Source organism: Flavobacterium sp. AC105 (assembly GCF_979258495.1).
On sequence record NZ_OZ409860.1, the window covers coordinates 5,484,304 to 5,498,841 of the forward strand.

General features: G+C 33.6%; 14 protein-coding genes and 2 tRNA genes. 13 read left to right on the forward strand and 3 right to left on the reverse strand.

Annotation, left to right across the window (positions count from 1 at the left end):
* Window positions 1-102: 102 nt before the first annotated feature.
* The gene (locus ACZ0AH_RS22775; RefSeq protein WP_463478011.1) at window positions 103-1,143 is read right to left on the reverse strand and encodes a Gfo/Idh/MocA family oxidoreductase; all 1,041 of its coding nucleotides are present in this window, start codon (window positions 1,141-1,143) and stop codon (window positions 103-105) included.
* Between the two features lie 77 nt (window positions 1,144-1,220).
* Window positions 1,221-2,291 carry an NADH:flavin oxidoreductase/NADH oxidase gene (locus ACZ0AH_RS22780; RefSeq protein ID WP_463478012.1) on the reverse strand — a complete coding sequence of 357 codons (1,071 nt, stop codon included), beginning with the start codon at window positions 2,289-2,291 and terminating at the stop codon, window positions 1,221-1,223.
* 199 nt (window positions 2,292-2,490) lie between these two features.
* Here ACZ0AH_RS22780 and rseP point away from each other — a divergent pair, with 199 nt between their 5' ends.
* From rseP to ACZ0AH_RS22810, 6 genes are all read left to right on the forward strand, one after another.
* Window positions 2,491-3,834, forward strand: a complete 1,344-nt coding sequence (gene rseP / locus ACZ0AH_RS22785) for an RIP metalloprotease RseP (RefSeq protein WP_463478013.1) — start codon at window positions 2,491-2,493, stop codon at window positions 3,832-3,834.
* 83 nt (window positions 3,835-3,917) lie between these two features.
* Window positions 3,918-3,991, forward strand: a tRNA-Asn gene (locus ACZ0AH_RS22790).
* 38 nt (window positions 3,992-4,029) lie between these two features.
* A tRNA-Asn gene (locus tag ACZ0AH_RS22795) sits at window positions 4,030-4,103 on the forward strand.
* A gap of 60 nt (window positions 4,104-4,163) precedes the next feature.
* Window positions 4,164-4,445: a GIY-YIG nuclease family protein gene (locus ACZ0AH_RS22800; RefSeq protein ID WP_463478014.1), complete on the forward strand. Its 282-nt coding sequence runs from the start codon at window positions 4,164-4,166 to the stop codon at window positions 4,443-4,445.
* Between the two features lie 116 nt (window positions 4,446-4,561).
* Window positions 4,562-4,843 carry a GIY-YIG nuclease family protein gene (locus ACZ0AH_RS22805; RefSeq protein WP_463478015.1) on the forward strand — a complete coding sequence of 94 codons (282 nt, stop codon included), beginning with the start codon at window positions 4,562-4,564 and terminating at the stop codon, window positions 4,841-4,843.
* A 116-nt stretch (window positions 4,844-4,959) separates the two neighbouring features.
* Window positions 4,960-5,241: a GIY-YIG nuclease family protein gene (locus ACZ0AH_RS22810; protein ID WP_463478015.1), complete on the forward strand. Its 282-nt coding sequence runs from the start codon at window positions 4,960-4,962 to the stop codon at window positions 5,239-5,241.
* A gap of 436 nt (window positions 5,242-5,677) precedes the next feature.
* Here ACZ0AH_RS22810 and ACZ0AH_RS22815 read toward each other — a convergent pair whose 3' ends face one another.
* The gene (locus tag ACZ0AH_RS22815; RefSeq protein ID WP_463478016.1) at window positions 5,678-7,417 is read right to left on the reverse strand and encodes an O-antigen ligase family protein; all 1,740 of its coding nucleotides are present in this window, start codon (window positions 7,415-7,417) and stop codon (window positions 5,678-5,680) included.
* A 278-nt stretch (window positions 7,418-7,695) separates the two neighbouring features.
* On the opposite strand from ACZ0AH_RS22815, the gene ACZ0AH_RS22820 reads away from it, so the two are divergent.
* The 7 genes from ACZ0AH_RS22820 (at window position 7,696) to ACZ0AH_RS22850 (ending at window position 14,205) form a co-directional block, all read left to right on the forward strand.
* Window positions 7,696-9,063: a transglutaminase-like domain-containing protein gene (locus ACZ0AH_RS22820; protein ID WP_463478017.1), complete on the forward strand. Its 1,368-nt coding sequence runs from the start codon at window positions 7,696-7,698 to the stop codon at window positions 9,061-9,063.
* A 37-nt stretch (window positions 9,064-9,100) separates the two neighbouring features.
* Window positions 9,101-9,787 (forward strand): hypothetical protein, encoded by a 687-nt coding sequence (locus tag ACZ0AH_RS22825; protein ID WP_463478018.1) that lies wholly within the window; start codon window positions 9,101-9,103, stop codon window positions 9,785-9,787.
* Window positions 9,778-11,307: a T9SS type A sorting domain-containing protein gene (locus ACZ0AH_RS22830; RefSeq protein WP_463478019.1), complete on the forward strand. Its 1,530-nt coding sequence runs from the start codon at window positions 9,778-9,780 to the stop codon at window positions 11,305-11,307. The genes ACZ0AH_RS22825 and ACZ0AH_RS22830 overlap by 10 nt, the downstream gene beginning before the upstream one ends.
* Before the next feature lie 3 nt (window positions 11,308-11,310).
* Complete coding sequence (locus tag ACZ0AH_RS22835) at window positions 11,311-12,702, forward strand: hypothetical protein (RefSeq protein WP_463478020.1); 1,392 nt, start codon at window positions 11,311-11,313, stop codon at window positions 12,700-12,702.
* A 17-nt stretch (window positions 12,703-12,719) separates the two neighbouring features.
* Window positions 12,720-13,142: a hypothetical protein gene (locus tag ACZ0AH_RS22840; RefSeq protein WP_463478021.1), complete on the forward strand. Its 423-nt coding sequence runs from the start codon at window positions 12,720-12,722 to the stop codon at window positions 13,140-13,142.
* Between the two features lie 13 nt (window positions 13,143-13,155).
* Window positions 13,156-13,575, forward strand: a complete 420-nt coding sequence (locus ACZ0AH_RS22845) for a hypothetical protein (RefSeq protein ID WP_463478022.1) — start codon at window positions 13,156-13,158, stop codon at window positions 13,573-13,575.
* 240 nt (window positions 13,576-13,815) lie between these two features.
* Window positions 13,816-14,205, forward strand: coding sequence for a helix-turn-helix domain-containing protein (locus tag ACZ0AH_RS22850; protein WP_463478023.1), 390 nt, complete (start codon window positions 13,816-13,818; stop codon window positions 14,203-14,205).
* Window positions 14,206-14,538: the final 333 nt, after the last annotated feature.

The window sequence follows — 14,538 nt, forward strand, 5'->3', positions numbered from 1 at the left end:
TCTAAACGTAAGACGCACAGCTGTGCGTCTCTACAGAAAATCTTTGTCTAAAAAAAAATCCGCGTCAACCCGTTTAATCCGTAAAATCCGTGGGCTAATTTTCTACAAATTAATCACTTTTTTCTGTGTATTACTTGCAATTGCAGCTTCGATAATCTGCATTACTTTTACGCCGTCTTGTGCGGTTACGGGTTCTGTTTTATTGTTTATAATGGAATCGTAAACGCCATCAAAAAATGAAAAGTAATTTCCTTGTAATGTTGGTACTTTTTCGCGAATTATTTTTCCGTCAACTTCTGTGTGCAAAAGTCCTTGAAGATCTTCTGATTCTGTTCCCCAGGATTCTAAATTTGGCTTTTTGCCGAGTTTTAATTCATCTTCCTGAACATCTCCGCGTTGTTTTAAGAAAGAGCCTTTTTTTCCGTGAATCGTGTAGGCAGGATTGGCTTCTCTGACAAAAAAACTGGCTTTTAATCTTACTCTGAAATTTTCATAAATCAACAATAAATCGATCCAATCGTCTACCAAAGAATTTTCTCTTGTATACCGAATATCTCCAAAAACTGATTTTGGTGAACCAAATAAACAAACGGCCTGATCGATTAAATGCGGACCTAAATCTTTCAGGATTCCGGCGCCATCATTTGCCGTTTCTTTATGTGCTTTTAGGCTCAATAACGGATTGTATCTGTCAAAATGGAATTCGGCTTCGACTAAATCTCCCAAAGTTCCTTCCTTGATTATTTTCTGAATAGTTTTAAAATCGCTGTCCCATCTTCTGTTTTGAAAAACGGCTAATTTTAATCCTTTTTCTTTTGCAATTGCTGCTAATTCTTCTGCTTCAGCCACGGTTGTAGTAAATGCTTTTTCTACAACGGCATGTTTTCCTGCCAAAAGCACTTTTTTTGCATATTCGTAATGTGTTCCAACGGGCGTGTTTACAATTACCAATTCGACGTCGTCTGTTAATAATTCATCGATCGAAGGATAACTTTTTACGCTTGGATAATCTTCCTGAATGAGTTTTTTGCTTCGTTCCCAGGAACCTAATAATTCAAATCCGGGATGAATACTTAAAAATGGGGCGTGAAATACTTTCCCCGACATTCCGTATGATAATAGCGCTGTTTTTATTTTTTGCATCTTATAAAGTTTTTTCCGCCACGAATTCACGAATTATTTTTTTCTGAATATACAATTCGTGAATTCGTGGCTATTTTTTAATTTTTAGCTCGTTCGTATTGTTTTGGCCATTGAATATCGCTGTTTAATTCTTTCGCGAAATCTAAAGGCAAATTTGGGTTTCTTAAAGATTCTCTCGCGAACAAAACTAAATCGGCCTGACCGTTATTTAAAATAGCTTCGGCTTGTTTGGCTTCTGTAATTAAACCTACTGCGCCGGTTAAAATAGAAGTTTCTTTTTTGATTTTCTCTGCAAACTGAACCTGATAACCTGGTTTTAATTCTATTTTTTGATGTGAAACTAATCCGCCTGACGAAACATCAATTAAATCAACTCCTTTTTCTTTTAAGATGGCTGAAAGTTTTACCGATTCTTCGGGATTCCATCCGCCTTCTGCCCAGTCTGTTGCTGAAATTCGGACAAATAAAGGCAAATCTGAAGGCCATTCTGATTGTACAGCTTCTACAATTTCTAATGTAAAACGGATCCTGTTTTCGAAACTTCCGCCGTATTCGTCTGTTCTAACATTCGTTAAAGGCGATAAAAACTGATGCAATAAATAACCGTGTGCTCCGTGAATTTCTACAACTTTATAACCTGCTTCAACGGCTCTTTTTGTAGCTGCTTTAAAATCAGCCATGACTTTCTGGATTCCGTTTTTGTCTAAAGCTTCGGGAAGAAATGGTTCGCCTTCATGATACGGAATCGCACTTGCAGAAACGGTTTGCCATCCGCCCTGAGCGAAATCTAATTTTTTATTGCCTTCCCAGGGAACTGAAACACTTGCTTTTCGTCCGGCATGCGCCAACTGAATTCCGGGAATGGAGTTTTGCGAAACGATAAATTCGTTAATGGTTTTTAATTTCTGAATGTGTTCGTCTTTCCAGATTCCTAAATCTGAAGGAGAAATTCTGGCTTCGGGAGAAACCGCTGTAGCTTCCTGAATAATTAAGGCTGCACCGCCGCTGGCACGACTTCCGAGATGAACTAAATGCCAATCATTTGCAAATCCGTCAATTGCAGAATATTGACACATGGGCGAAATAACGATTCTATTTTTTAAGGTGGTATTTTTTATAGTAAGCGGAGAAAATAATAATGAAGCCATATTTGTAACTTTTAATGGTTTTGGACTACTTATTGATATGATAGCCTTTAAAAAAGTAAAGTTAAAGCTTCTTGTTAAATCTGGAAATCTAAATGTTTATTAATTAACAAACATTTAAAACCTTATGTATTATATTGCACTATCAAATTAAAATAGAAACGTTACTTTTGTGCGTTAAATTACGAACTAAAAATACAAAATGGATATAGTTATCAAACTCTCTCAATTTCTATTGAGTTTATCTTTACTTATTATTCTTCACGAATTAGGACATTTTATTCCTGCAAAATTATTTAAAACAAGAGTCGAAAAATTTTACTTATTTTTTGATGTTAAATATTCGCTGTTAAAAAAGAAAATTGGCGAAACTGAATACGGTATTGGATGGTTGCCACTTGGAGGTTATGTGAAAATCTCAGGAATGATCGACGAAAGCATGGACAAGGAACAAATGGCTTTGCCACCACAGCCTTGGGAATTTCGTTCTAAACCGGCTTGGCAGCGTTTAATCATCATGCTTGGAGGTGTTACGGTAAACTTTATATTGGCCTTTATTATTTATATCGGAATGGCGTTTGCTTATGGCGATACTTATATTGCAAATTCTGATTTGAAGGATGGTGTTTTTATCGAAAACCCAACGATGATTAAAGCTGGTTTTAAAACCGGAGATAAACTTGTATCTATCGATGGCAAAAAAGTAGAAAACTACGACAATAGTTTGAACATGAATATTATCATGGCTAAACAGGTTTTGGTAGAAAGAAACGGACAACCACAAACGATCACTATACCAAATGATTTTGTGGACCAGTTGTCCAAACATGAAAAAGGTTTATTGGTTGGTATTCGTGTTCCTTTTGCAATTGCAAAAGTTGCTGACGATTCTCCTAATCAAAGTTTAAAACCAAAAGATTTAATTCTTTCCCTTAACGGAGAAAAAGTAAAATATTTTGACGAAGCTAAAACGATCTTAAGCAACAATAAAGGAAAAACAATTCCTGCTGTTGTTTTACGTGATTTAAAAGAAACACCAATTTCTGTTAAAGTATCTGCAGAAGGAACTTTAGGTGTAATCGCAGGTGGTTTAGATATGAAATCATTAGAGAAACTTGGATATTATAAAATAAGCACTAAAAACTACAGTTTCTTTGAATCTATTCCGGTTGGACTGGAAAAAGGTAAAGATCAATTGGTAGGTTACGGAAAACAGCTTAAAATGATTTTTAATCCTGAAACAAAAGCGTACAAACAAGTTGGAGGTTTTGCAGCGATTTTTAACATTTTTCCTAATTCATGGAGCTGGGAAACCTTCTGGTCAATCACCGCTTTATTGTCAATTATGCTTGGAGTTATGAATTTATTGCCAATTCCGGCACTTGATGGTGGTCATGTGATGTTTTTATTATACGAAATAATTAGCGGCAGAAAACCTAGTGATAAATTCTTAGAAAACGCCCAAATGGTTGGTTTCGTATTACTTATCACACTCCTTCTATTTGCTAACGGAAACGATATCTACAAGGCAATTGTAGGCAAGTAAAAATATTTGATAAAAAGTGTGAAAATATTTTTGAGAAACTAAAAAATCAATTATATTTGCACTCGCTAAAAAGAGCAACAACTTCCTCCTTAGCTCAGTTGGTTAGAGCATCTGACTGTTAATCAGAGGGTCCTTGGTTCGAGCCCAAGAGGGGGAGCAACTTTTTTTAGCAAACATATTTACCTTTAAGGTGATTCCTTCTTAGCTCAGTTGGTTAGAGCATCTGACTGTTAATCAGAGGGTCCTTGGTTCGAGCCCAAGAGAGGGAGCTTATTAACTACCACTTACGTTTGTAAGTGGTATTTTTTTTTGCGCTTATATTTCTTCTTATGAATTGTGTTTATATCCTTCACTCAGTTAAACTAAACCGATTTTACATTGGATTCACATCTGATTTCGATACCAGAATGAAATTTCATGAAAATGCCGAATCCCATAAATTTACAGCAAATGCCCAAGATTGGGAATTATTTCTCACAATATCATGTGAAAATAAAACCCAAGGTCTAAGCATTGAAAAGCATATTAAAAAAATGAAGAGCAAAACTTATATTGAAAATCTAATTAAATATCCAGAGATTATTTTTAAACTCAAAGAAAAGTATAAATAGACTGTTAATCAGAGCCCCGATGGCTATCGGGGTTGGTTCGAGCCCAAGAGAGGGAGCTTATTAAATACCACTTACGTTTGTAAGTGGTATTTTTTTTGCGCTTAAATTTCTTCTATATGAATTGTGTTTATGTCCTTCACTCAGTTAAACTAAACCGATTTTACATTGGATTCACATCTGATTTCGATACCAGAATGAAATTTCATGAAAATGCCGAATCCCATAAATTTACAGCAAATGCCCAAGATTGGGAATTATTTCTCACAATATCATGTGAAAATAAAACCCAAGGTCTAAGCATTGAAAAGCATATTAAAAAAATGAAGAGCAAAACTTATATTGAAAATCTAATTAAATATCCAGAGATTATTTTTAAACTCAAAGAAAAGTATAAATAGACTGTTAATCAGAGCCCCGATAGCTATCGGGGTTGGTTCGAGCCCAAGAGAGGGAGCTTATTAAATACCACTTACGTTTGTAAGTGGTATTTTTTTTGCGCTTAAATTTCTTCTATATGAATTGTGTTTATGTCCTTCACTCAGTTAAACTAAACCGATTTTACATTGGATTCACATCTGATTTCGATACCAGAATGAAATTTCATGAAAATGCCGAATCCCATAAATTTACAGCAAATGCCCAAGATTGGGAATTATTTCTCACAATATCATGTGAAAATAAAACCCAAGGTCTAAGCATTGAAAAGCATATTAAAAAAATGAAGAGCAAAACTTATATTGAAAATCTAATTAAATATCCAGAGATTATTTTTAAACTCAAAGAAAAGTATAAATAGACTGTTAATCAGAGCCCCGATGGCTATCGGGGTTGGTTCGAGCCCAAGAGAGGGAGCTTAAAAAAAAGACTATCATGAAAATGATAGTCTTTTTTTTGTTAAAATTGAACATTATCCTTCGCATCAAATTCTATCCCATTTCAGCTATAGTCTAAGTTTCAACCTTAGGGATGCCGATGATGATATATATTGTACCCCAACGGTTGTGTTATTTGATAGACAAATATTCCCTACGCTTCGAGATTCTCTATTTCAGCTATAGTCCAAGGTTTCAACCTTGGGATACAGATCGTGAATGTATTGCGTCTCAACAGTTGAAACCGTTGGCAATGTTTATTTGAAATCAATATTTCCAAAACCCATGAGATTCCAATATTTCAACTATAGCACAAGATTTCAACCTTGAGGATACGAACCATAATAATGTACTATATTCCTAATCCCCTTTTGAATCCAAAGCAAGTTTCACCTCTTCCTTATACCCATTAATCTTTTCAGATGGAATCTTAATAGGCAAACTGATAATCTTAAAAGCCATTTCCTCAGCTTTTTCCTTCTGATTCGTTTTAACAAATAGCCTAAACAAATCCATACGGGCATCGTATCGAAAAGGTTCTACATTTATATTGTATTGGTAGATTTTTTCAGCTTCCTTATACTTCCCTTGTTTTTCATAAAATCCGGCTAAAATTTTTCCTAAACTTGGTTTACCTGAACGCTCAAAACCTTTCTCCAAATAAATTATTCCTTCTTGTCCGAATTTATTTTTTAGCAAAACTCCACCAGCCATAAATAATTCTTCGCCGTTTGCATCAATTTTTGGAGTGTATCTTTCAAGATTCTCTAAACTTGTAAAATGCTTTGTTCCGTTGTAGAGACGAAGTAATTTTTGTTCGGCATTTAATCTTAAAGTCATCATTACTAAAGCTGCGATTAATACAAATGCAATTCCTATTTGAAAAAAAATATGATTCTTGAAAGCATAAATTGACCTGATTTCACTTAAATTAATAATAACCACACTGCAATAACATCCTATAATAAGAAACAACGGCATTGATAAAATACTATTTGTTAGTGCAAATATTAGAAGGCAAAGTATAATCGAACCACAAACCTGAACTTCTTTGCTTTTGACCGAATTAACAATAAGCTTTACAACAAGAAAAATAAAAACAGAAATCCATACAATGCCTAATTCAAAAGACAATTCTAAAAAATCATTGTTCGCATTATAGATATAAGTCGCATTCCTGATCTCGCTCCAGGATCTTTCGGTGGTAAAATATTGTGCTTTTGCTAAATTATATTGTAATGAAAAGGAATCAATACCATATCCTGAAAAAGGATGTTCCTTGATTTGTTCTGATGCTTGTTTTATAATGAATAATCTTCCTGAAGCTGATTCTGATTTTGCTGAATCAGTATTCCGGATTATCAAAATTCCTCCTAATAATACAATTAAACTACAAAATACTATTTTTTCTTTAAAGAAATCTTTTATTTGGTTTGAATGATATAACCGAAATAAAAGTGCAACACCTAATCCTAAATAAGCGCCACGGCATTCTGATAAATATAAGCCGAAAATCAAAATTATAAGTCCAATAAAGAATATAATCTTGATACTTTTTAAAGTTGATTTTTTACCTATTTCTAAAGCACTCAAAAATCCAAGAGCAAGATAAATTCCTAATTGATTTGGCGAAAAAAATAATCCGGTCGAATTAAAATACTCATTTGAAGATTGAAGTATATGAATGTTTTGCAAAATGGCAACAATCGCATTTAAAACAGCTGTCACACTTATAAAATAAAGTACAAAGTTCAGATTTTTATAAATAATTTCTTTTGTATTCAATTCTTGCCTCAAAACAACATATAAAATTAAATAACCTGCATAATACCAGACTTTTATATTATAAATTGTTGCATTTGATATATAAGTGAAATTCCAAAAACCTATCGCAAGCAGCATTAATATAAAAACGTCAAAGTAGCTGAATGTATACTTACGTTTTGATTTATTTATTAAAAAATATATTCCGCCAATTACTACAGCACTCAACCAGTACATAAATTTTCCTTTCGAAAAAGGTAAACTATCCAATCCACATCGAATAAATGACAGAATAAGAATAACACATAGGTACCAATTTATTTTTTGAATTTTCATTTTAAAAACAATTTAAAAAATAGACTATTGTCTATAAAATATATCAAATTTAACGTTTTATTATTGTTTTTCTTACTTTTTAAACTTAAAATTGTAGTCATTAGTTTATTATTATGGTTAAGATTTTTACATTTAGTTTTATAATATTCGTTCAAATTCTTTTTTCGCAATCAATTTCGAATTCAGATATAAGGAAAAATAGTTTACAGATAATAGTTCTGGATCATTATCAATTTGATTCTGAAAAGCTGGAAGCTGCCCGCTTTTTAATCTCAAATATGGACATCCATTATGGGGAGAATTACAACTGGATAGACCAGAACGATAAAGAAATTGAATTCAATGAATTGGATTATCCGAATATGGAAATTGCCGTAAAAGCATTTCGGAAATTACAGGACAGTATAAAAGTTACTCCAAAACTTTATAAAATAAGGGATCTTGATATTGTAACACCAGAATTTCTAATTAAGAATATTGACCTGGCTTTTAGCGTCTGGAAAAATAATTCGTGGTCTAAGTCGTATGATTTTAAAACCTTTTGTGAATATATTTTACCATATCGCAGTTTGACAGAACCTCTCGAAGATTGGCGTGAAGATTATACACAACTGGTTTCGGGCGCAGTTAATACTGTCACCAATAAACAAGATCCTGTAGATATTGCTACTCAAACTATTTTAGCGCTCCAAAATTTCAGGTTTTTAGACAAGCGGCCTGATCCTATTCCGTATTTAAGTCCGAAGCAATTATTGTTTAGGCGTCAGGGCGATTGTGGCGATCTTGCCAATCTAACTTTATTAGCGGGCAGATCAATGGGATTGGCCATTACTTTTGATTTTACGCCTTATTACGGCGCATCATCTAAAAAGCATTTTTGGGATACGGTAATTGACGAAAATGGTAAACATATTCCGTTTAACGGAAACTGTTTTGGCAATCCGCAAGGACTTCCGTATGCTTATAACGCAACCGAAAAACGTCTGGCTAAAGTTTTCAGAAAAACCTATTCTATTCAGCAAAATGCTTTGGCTAATCAACAAAATAGCTTCTTAATACCTGATGGCTTTTTGAGAGAGAAAAACATTCTTGATGTAACATCAGAATATGTCCCAACCGGAAAAATCATGTATCCAACAGCCATTACAAACAAAGAAACGATTGGCTATCTCAATGTTTTCAATTTATCGAAATGGAATACTACAGACTGGGGCAAAAAAGTGAATCATACTATTGAATTTCAAAATCTAGGAACTGGCATTGTCTATTTACCGAGTTTTTATAATTCGGATACCAAAAAAATGAATTATGCGCCTTATCCAATTTTGTTAGATGTTGATAAAAAGCAACGATTGTTACGGCCTGATTATACCAAAACTTTCTCTTATAGTGTAAGCCGGGATATAACGAAAAAAGGACCAACGCTTGATTTTAATTCATTCGAAGTTTTCGAAGATGAAATGTTTACGCTGTATGTCTGGGACAAAGGCTGGAATAAAATTGAAGAATCTAAAGCTCAAAATGCCACTATTAAATTCGCTAAAATTCCTGATAACGGATTGTTTTTATTGTTATGTCCTAAAAGTAATGGCTACGAACGCATTTTTATCATTAATAATCAAACGAAACAAATAGAATGGTACTAATCCGGCACAAAACATAATCATTTAAAAAACAATCAATATGAAAAAACAAGTCTTTCAAATCTGCATAATCTTCTTTTTTATGACAGGATTACACGCACAAATTTTTGAAGAATCAAATCTTCCGGACGAAGGAATGTACAATTCTAAAAAAGAAAACTTAACCGAATCTGCCACTAAACAACGGTTTTATGAAAGTGCCAAACGTGCTGGTTTAACTGAAACAAAAACAAATGAACTTCTCAAAATAATTAGCGAAAGAAATCAGGTTTTAAGTGATTTAGAAACGAAAAAGAAACAAGCCCATGCGCCTTACAGCATTCAGGATCCGGGAACGCTTTATAATTTTAAAATTAATAATGCCCGAAACTATTATGCCCGAAAAATTAATGGTTTACTGACTTATCAAGAATACTGCGATTTTGCTGTCGAAAACTACAAAACCGAGGCAGGCGGAAATGCAAAAACAGAATATCAGCAGTTGATAAATAACAATGCCAATTTAAGCGAAAACCAAAGAAAAAAGCTATCAGGTTTTATATACAATTATCATTTGAACCAGCTTTTAACAACAGCCTATTACAGTTATGACAAAACGCTGCAAAAACCAAAATTGGGTGTTTTGAGATTCAATTTTGAAAAAGAATTTAAAAAACTATGCAAAGAATATAACATAAAAACTTCTGAAGGAGGGGAAGGAAACACAAATGGTTTCGAATGGAATTAACAGCAATAAATGCCACAATAAAACAAAGACTAAACTTATTAGCCAAATCAATTATTATCATGAAAAAAAAGTATACTATTTTTCTCTTGTTTATAGCTCTGGGAGCTGTGGCACAAGTCGACTGTAAAGCCAAATTAGCACAAGCCAAAGAAATTTTAGACCGTAATACACTTTATAAAGATTACGGTTCCCTTTTTCAGGACATTTCTTTCTGTGCGGAGTCCGGAGATCCTCTTGCTCAAAACTACATTGGGCTTATGTATGTACACGGTTTGGGTACAGAAAAAAACGAATCTAAAGGATTTGCTTATATCGAAAAAGCAGCCAAAAGTGGGAATGCTGCCGCGCAATATAATCTGGGCAATTTATACCGTGAAGGACGTGGCTGCGCCCTTAATATGAATACGGCGATCGAATGGTATCAAAAAGCCGTCGAAAAGAAAAATTCCCGATCCGCCTATATGTTGGGATATATGTATTTAAAAGGTTTTGGTGTTCCGCAGGATTATAATCAGGCCGTTTCATGGTTCAAAAAAAGCGATTATGCGATGGCAAAACACTGGTTGGGCGTTTGTTATTATTTAGGTTATGGCGTTCCGCAAAATACAGATAAAGCTTTAGAATACTTGTATGGAAATACAACTCCTAATAGTGCTGCTTTTTTAAGAAACCTAAAAATAGAAAAACGAGATCAGGTTTTAAGTCAGGCTGAGAATGCTATAAACGAAGCAAATAAAGGGGACAAAAAGATTGATCCTGAAATAATAGCGGAAAGCAGGGAAATGGTGAATTCTGATGAAACCGAAAACCAAAACACAGACACCAAAAATATTCTGGGCGAATGGACAGGGCGTTTTATAGAATATGATTGGTCGGGAACAATTCCATTGCGTGTTTTACCAATAACGATCAGTTTTAGTGAAAATGAACACGGCGATTTGCAGACCAAAATAAACTTTGAAGGGAAAACTTTTGAAGACATCGCCTTATTCAAAGATAATATGCTGTTTGTGCATGATTTTAAATTTAAACTCGATCAATTATATCCTCATAATTTAAAAAATGATCAGCTCGAATATGCGGTTTTAGGAATGCGTTTAAGTCAAAAGAATCATAATAATATTCCTTATTTATTAATCGATGTAGACAGTTTTATTGCGTATTGGCGAGAACCCGGAACACCAATCTCATTGGTTTTAAGACCAAAAAACACTGCAATAACTGCTGAAGACGAAGCTTTATTACTGGCACTGGCCAAACAAAAAAGCGAGTTTATCAAAGTGTATCCCGTACCGTTTAACGAGCAATTGTATGTTGCTTTTGAGTTAAAAGAACCTGCTAAAATTCAGGTAACGCTCACGAATGTTTCGACAGCACAAACCGTGCAGGTGGCAACGGCAAATCTTGAAAAAGGAACACAATCTTTTACCGTAGACACCAACGACTTGCCCAATGGATTTTATGTCGTACAAGTACAGGAAAATGAAAAGTCACATACGAGAGTCATTATAAAACAATAAACCATGAAAAATATTATAAAAACGAACCCTAAATTATTTTTATTGCTTGTACTGTTATTGGGCAGTTTCGCGGCAAAAGCACAATCAGGTGAAGACGGAAGGGATAACTTTGATTTTGGCGGAATGAATGATTTAGACAATGTAAATGTGCCGGGATATTCAGATGATTCTAATAACTCAGATTACGCCTGGGATTATAATTGGGATAATTACGGTAATGATTCTTCGCAAAATCAGGACAATGATAACGGAAACTACAATACCGGAACAAACACTAATCCAAACGGCGGAGGTTCTGGCGGTACTCCCGCCCCTAAACCACCATCCTCAAAAATTATTTTGACAAAAAAGGTTAAACCCGGGCAGATACATACTCAAAAAGTGGCCGCTTTAAGAGATCATAACCAGCTTGCCACTTTTGTTTCGCAGCTGATGGTGAACGGAGTCGCGGTTGGAACCGTAACTTTTTCGAATCCTCAAAAGGATGCAAACGGTGTAGAAATTTACACGCAATTAACCGTAGAAGTTTTCTATAATTCGCCAGTAGCGATTACAAATATTACCCTTAATGAAATCGACGATCGGGATTCTCAGAATTTTACAAACAGCAGTACAAATGGCGTAAATATAGATATAACGGGCGATACGAGTAATTTTCCAACTTTGGGACTTGTTGAATTTGATTTGCCAATGAATGAAACCGAAGATCTGGAAATTACAGCAACCCGAAACATTGACGAATCAACATTAGAAAAAAAAGATCCTTGTATTGTGGCAAAAGAATTGACCGCTTTATCTGCAAATGCTGTTTATAAAAAAGCCGTCGAAGATATCAAAACCGCAGCTGTTGACAAATTAGAACATGGTATAACGCTGGGTAAAAATGTTGCCGGACAAACAACAGCATCACCCATGAATAATGGTACAGCTCATGATGTAAAAGTAAATGTTACATGGGAAAGAGCTTTTACGGTATTACACAATCATCCAAACAATACTCCGCCATCAGCAGGAGATATATTAGCACTCTCGCAATTTAAAACGCAAAATGACAATTTTGGCACTTGTTATGCTATTGCAGGCGGAGAAATGTATGCTATAGCAATAACGGATCTGGCTGCTGCTCAGGTTTTTTCTGCTAAGTATCTAGCGAATAAAAAACCTGATGATGAATACCCACCTTTTATGTGGAAAGAAATAGGTAAAGCCTTCATTAATATGGATTCCTATAATGTTGAAGCAGAAGCAAAGGCAAAGGCGTTTGTTACAAATAAATACAATGCCGGTATAACTTTTTTTAAACAAAATAGTAAAGGAGTATTTTATCCGCTCACAACAAAAGAAATTAAACAACCAGACGGATCTAAAACATATAAATTAATTCCTTGTACTTAATATAAAAACAAAAAAACATGAAAAATATTTTAAAATTTATTGTTATAATATGTTTGTTATTACAACAAAATAGTTATGCTCAATTAGTACAAAACATAACTGATTGCTATAGATTAGAACAAAATAAGGATCAATTCATTAATAAACCGCTAAAAAATTTATTAAAAGAAATAAAGCCTCAAATAAAGACTGCGGTAGTATTTAACAACGAGGCCTCTTCGCTTTTCCTCTTTAATTTCACAACTTTAGCACAACAGAAAAAAGGAGAAGGCGCAATTGAAGACCGTTTGACGCTGTTTGTTCAAGTAAAAGAATTTATTCCATGGAATTGGGAAGAAAGGTCTAAGGGAACTGAATTAAACTGGACACCAAACGATGAGCTAAGATTTTCTGATTTTATTGTTAAACGTATTGAAATTCTTCCAGAAAATCAAGATTAAAAAAATTAAATCAATGAAAAAAATCATAACTTTTTTCGCGATACTAATATTTCAGAATAGTAGTATTGCCCAACAAATGGTACAAACCATCAACGACCTTCATAAACTAAAAGAAAACGAACAGCTTTTTGTAAATAAACCGCTGAAATATTTGCTTAAAGAAATCAAGCCCGAAATAAAAACCGGAACAGTAATCAATGAGCATTATACTTTTATTTTTTGCTTTAGATTTACAACTTTGCCGCAACAAACAAAAAAAGAAGGTACAATTTCAGAACGTGTGTCGCTTTTGGTTTATGTCAATGAATTTATACCTTGGTATTGGATACAAAGACCTAAAGAAAACCCGATAATCTGGACTCGAAATGATGCGCGCGAATATGCTGATGCTACTGTTATTCATATCGAAATTATTCCGGCAAGTCCAAATTAAGGAATGTAAAACAAAAAGACTATCACGAAAATGATAGTCTTTTTTTTGTTTATAGAAATGTGAAATCTATTTTCAAATTAAAACTTTTCAAAATCTTTCTAAAAGAAATTTAATCATTATCTGTACGAAAAATTGTATTTTTGTTTTGCACGCTATAAACATTAAAAAATGTAACGTACAGCGACAACCTGTATTTTACTATAAATATAATTTCTCAGGAATTTTAAATATCTTTGAATCATGAGCACAGTAACAAAACCAAATCATATAGGGCGAAAAATTAGCCGTATTCGTGAACTTCGTGATATGAAGCAAGAAGCTTTGGCGCAAGCTTTAGGTATTAGCCAACAAACTGTTTCTGCTATTGAAAACAGCGAAACAATTGATGATGAAAAACTTCAGGCAATTGCTGAAATATTAGGCGTGACAGTCGAAGGAATTAAAAATTTCTCTGAAGAAGCGGTTTTAAATATTATTGGAAATACTTATCACGATAGCAATGTCGTTAATGGAAATGCATATAGCTGTAATTTCAATCCACTTGACAAAATGGTTGAGCTTTTCGAACGTTTGGTTCAGGCTGAAAAAGAGAAAGTTGAATATTTGGAGAAATTGTTGAAAGGGAAGTAGGATTTTTTATAAAAATAGATATCACAAATATATACTTCTGTCTATTAATATAAATAGATAAATATAAACTGTTAAAATAAAAATTACCATTGTTAAAACTCTAACTAAATTTAATTTTATTTTTTGCTTTTTAAGTAGAACTTTGTTCAAACTTTCTAGTCGATCAGATACTTCTTTTAACTCTTTAACATCCTTAATTTTTTTCAGGAAATCAGATATATCAACTGCTATAGCATCTATCGTCTCTGATATATTTTTAAATAAAACATTCCAAATCAGAATCAAATTAATCCTAAAATTAATAACGCAAAGTTTTTTAATACTAAAACACCC

Coding starts and splice junctions, on each gene's coding strand:
- ACZ0AH_RS22775 (WP_463478011.1), bottom strand. CDS start 1,143: ATGCAAAAAATAAAAACAGCGCTATTATCATACGGAATGTCGGGGAAA.
- ACZ0AH_RS22780 (WP_463478012.1), bottom strand. CDS start 2,291: ATGGCTTCATTATTATTTTCTCCGCTTACTATAAAAAATACCACCTTA.
- rseP (WP_463478013.1), top strand. CDS start 2,491: ATGGATATAGTTATCAAACTCTCTCAATTTCTATTGAGTTTATCTTTA.
- ACZ0AH_RS22800 (WP_463478014.1), top strand. CDS start 4,164: ATGAATTGTGTTTATATCCTTCACTCAGTTAAACTAAACCGATTTTAC.
- ACZ0AH_RS22805 (WP_463478015.1), top strand. CDS start 4,562: ATGAATTGTGTTTATGTCCTTCACTCAGTTAAACTAAACCGATTTTAC.
- ACZ0AH_RS22810 (WP_463478015.1), top strand. CDS start 4,960: ATGAATTGTGTTTATGTCCTTCACTCAGTTAAACTAAACCGATTTTAC.
- ACZ0AH_RS22815 (WP_463478016.1), bottom strand. CDS start 7,417: ATGAAAATTCAAAAAATAAATTGGTACCTATGTGTTATTCTTATTCTG.
- ACZ0AH_RS22820 (WP_463478017.1), top strand. CDS start 7,696: ATGGACATCCATTATGGGGAGAATTACAACTGGATAGACCAGAACGAT.
- ACZ0AH_RS22825 (WP_463478018.1), top strand. CDS start 9,101: ATGAAAAAACAAGTCTTTCAAATCTGCATAATCTTCTTTTTTATGACA.
- ACZ0AH_RS22830 (WP_463478019.1), top strand. CDS start 9,778: ATGGAATTAACAGCAATAAATGCCACAATAAAACAAAGACTAAACTTA.
- ACZ0AH_RS22835 (WP_463478020.1), top strand. CDS start 11,311: ATGAAAAATATTATAAAAACGAACCCTAAATTATTTTTATTGCTTGTA.
- ACZ0AH_RS22840 (WP_463478021.1), top strand. CDS start 12,720: ATGAAAAATATTTTAAAATTTATTGTTATAATATGTTTGTTATTACAA.
- ACZ0AH_RS22845 (WP_463478022.1), top strand. CDS start 13,156: ATGAAAAAAATCATAACTTTTTTCGCGATACTAATATTTCAGAATAGT.
- ACZ0AH_RS22850 (WP_463478023.1), top strand. CDS start 13,816: ATGAGCACAGTAACAAAACCAAATCATATAGGGCGAAAAATTAGCCGT.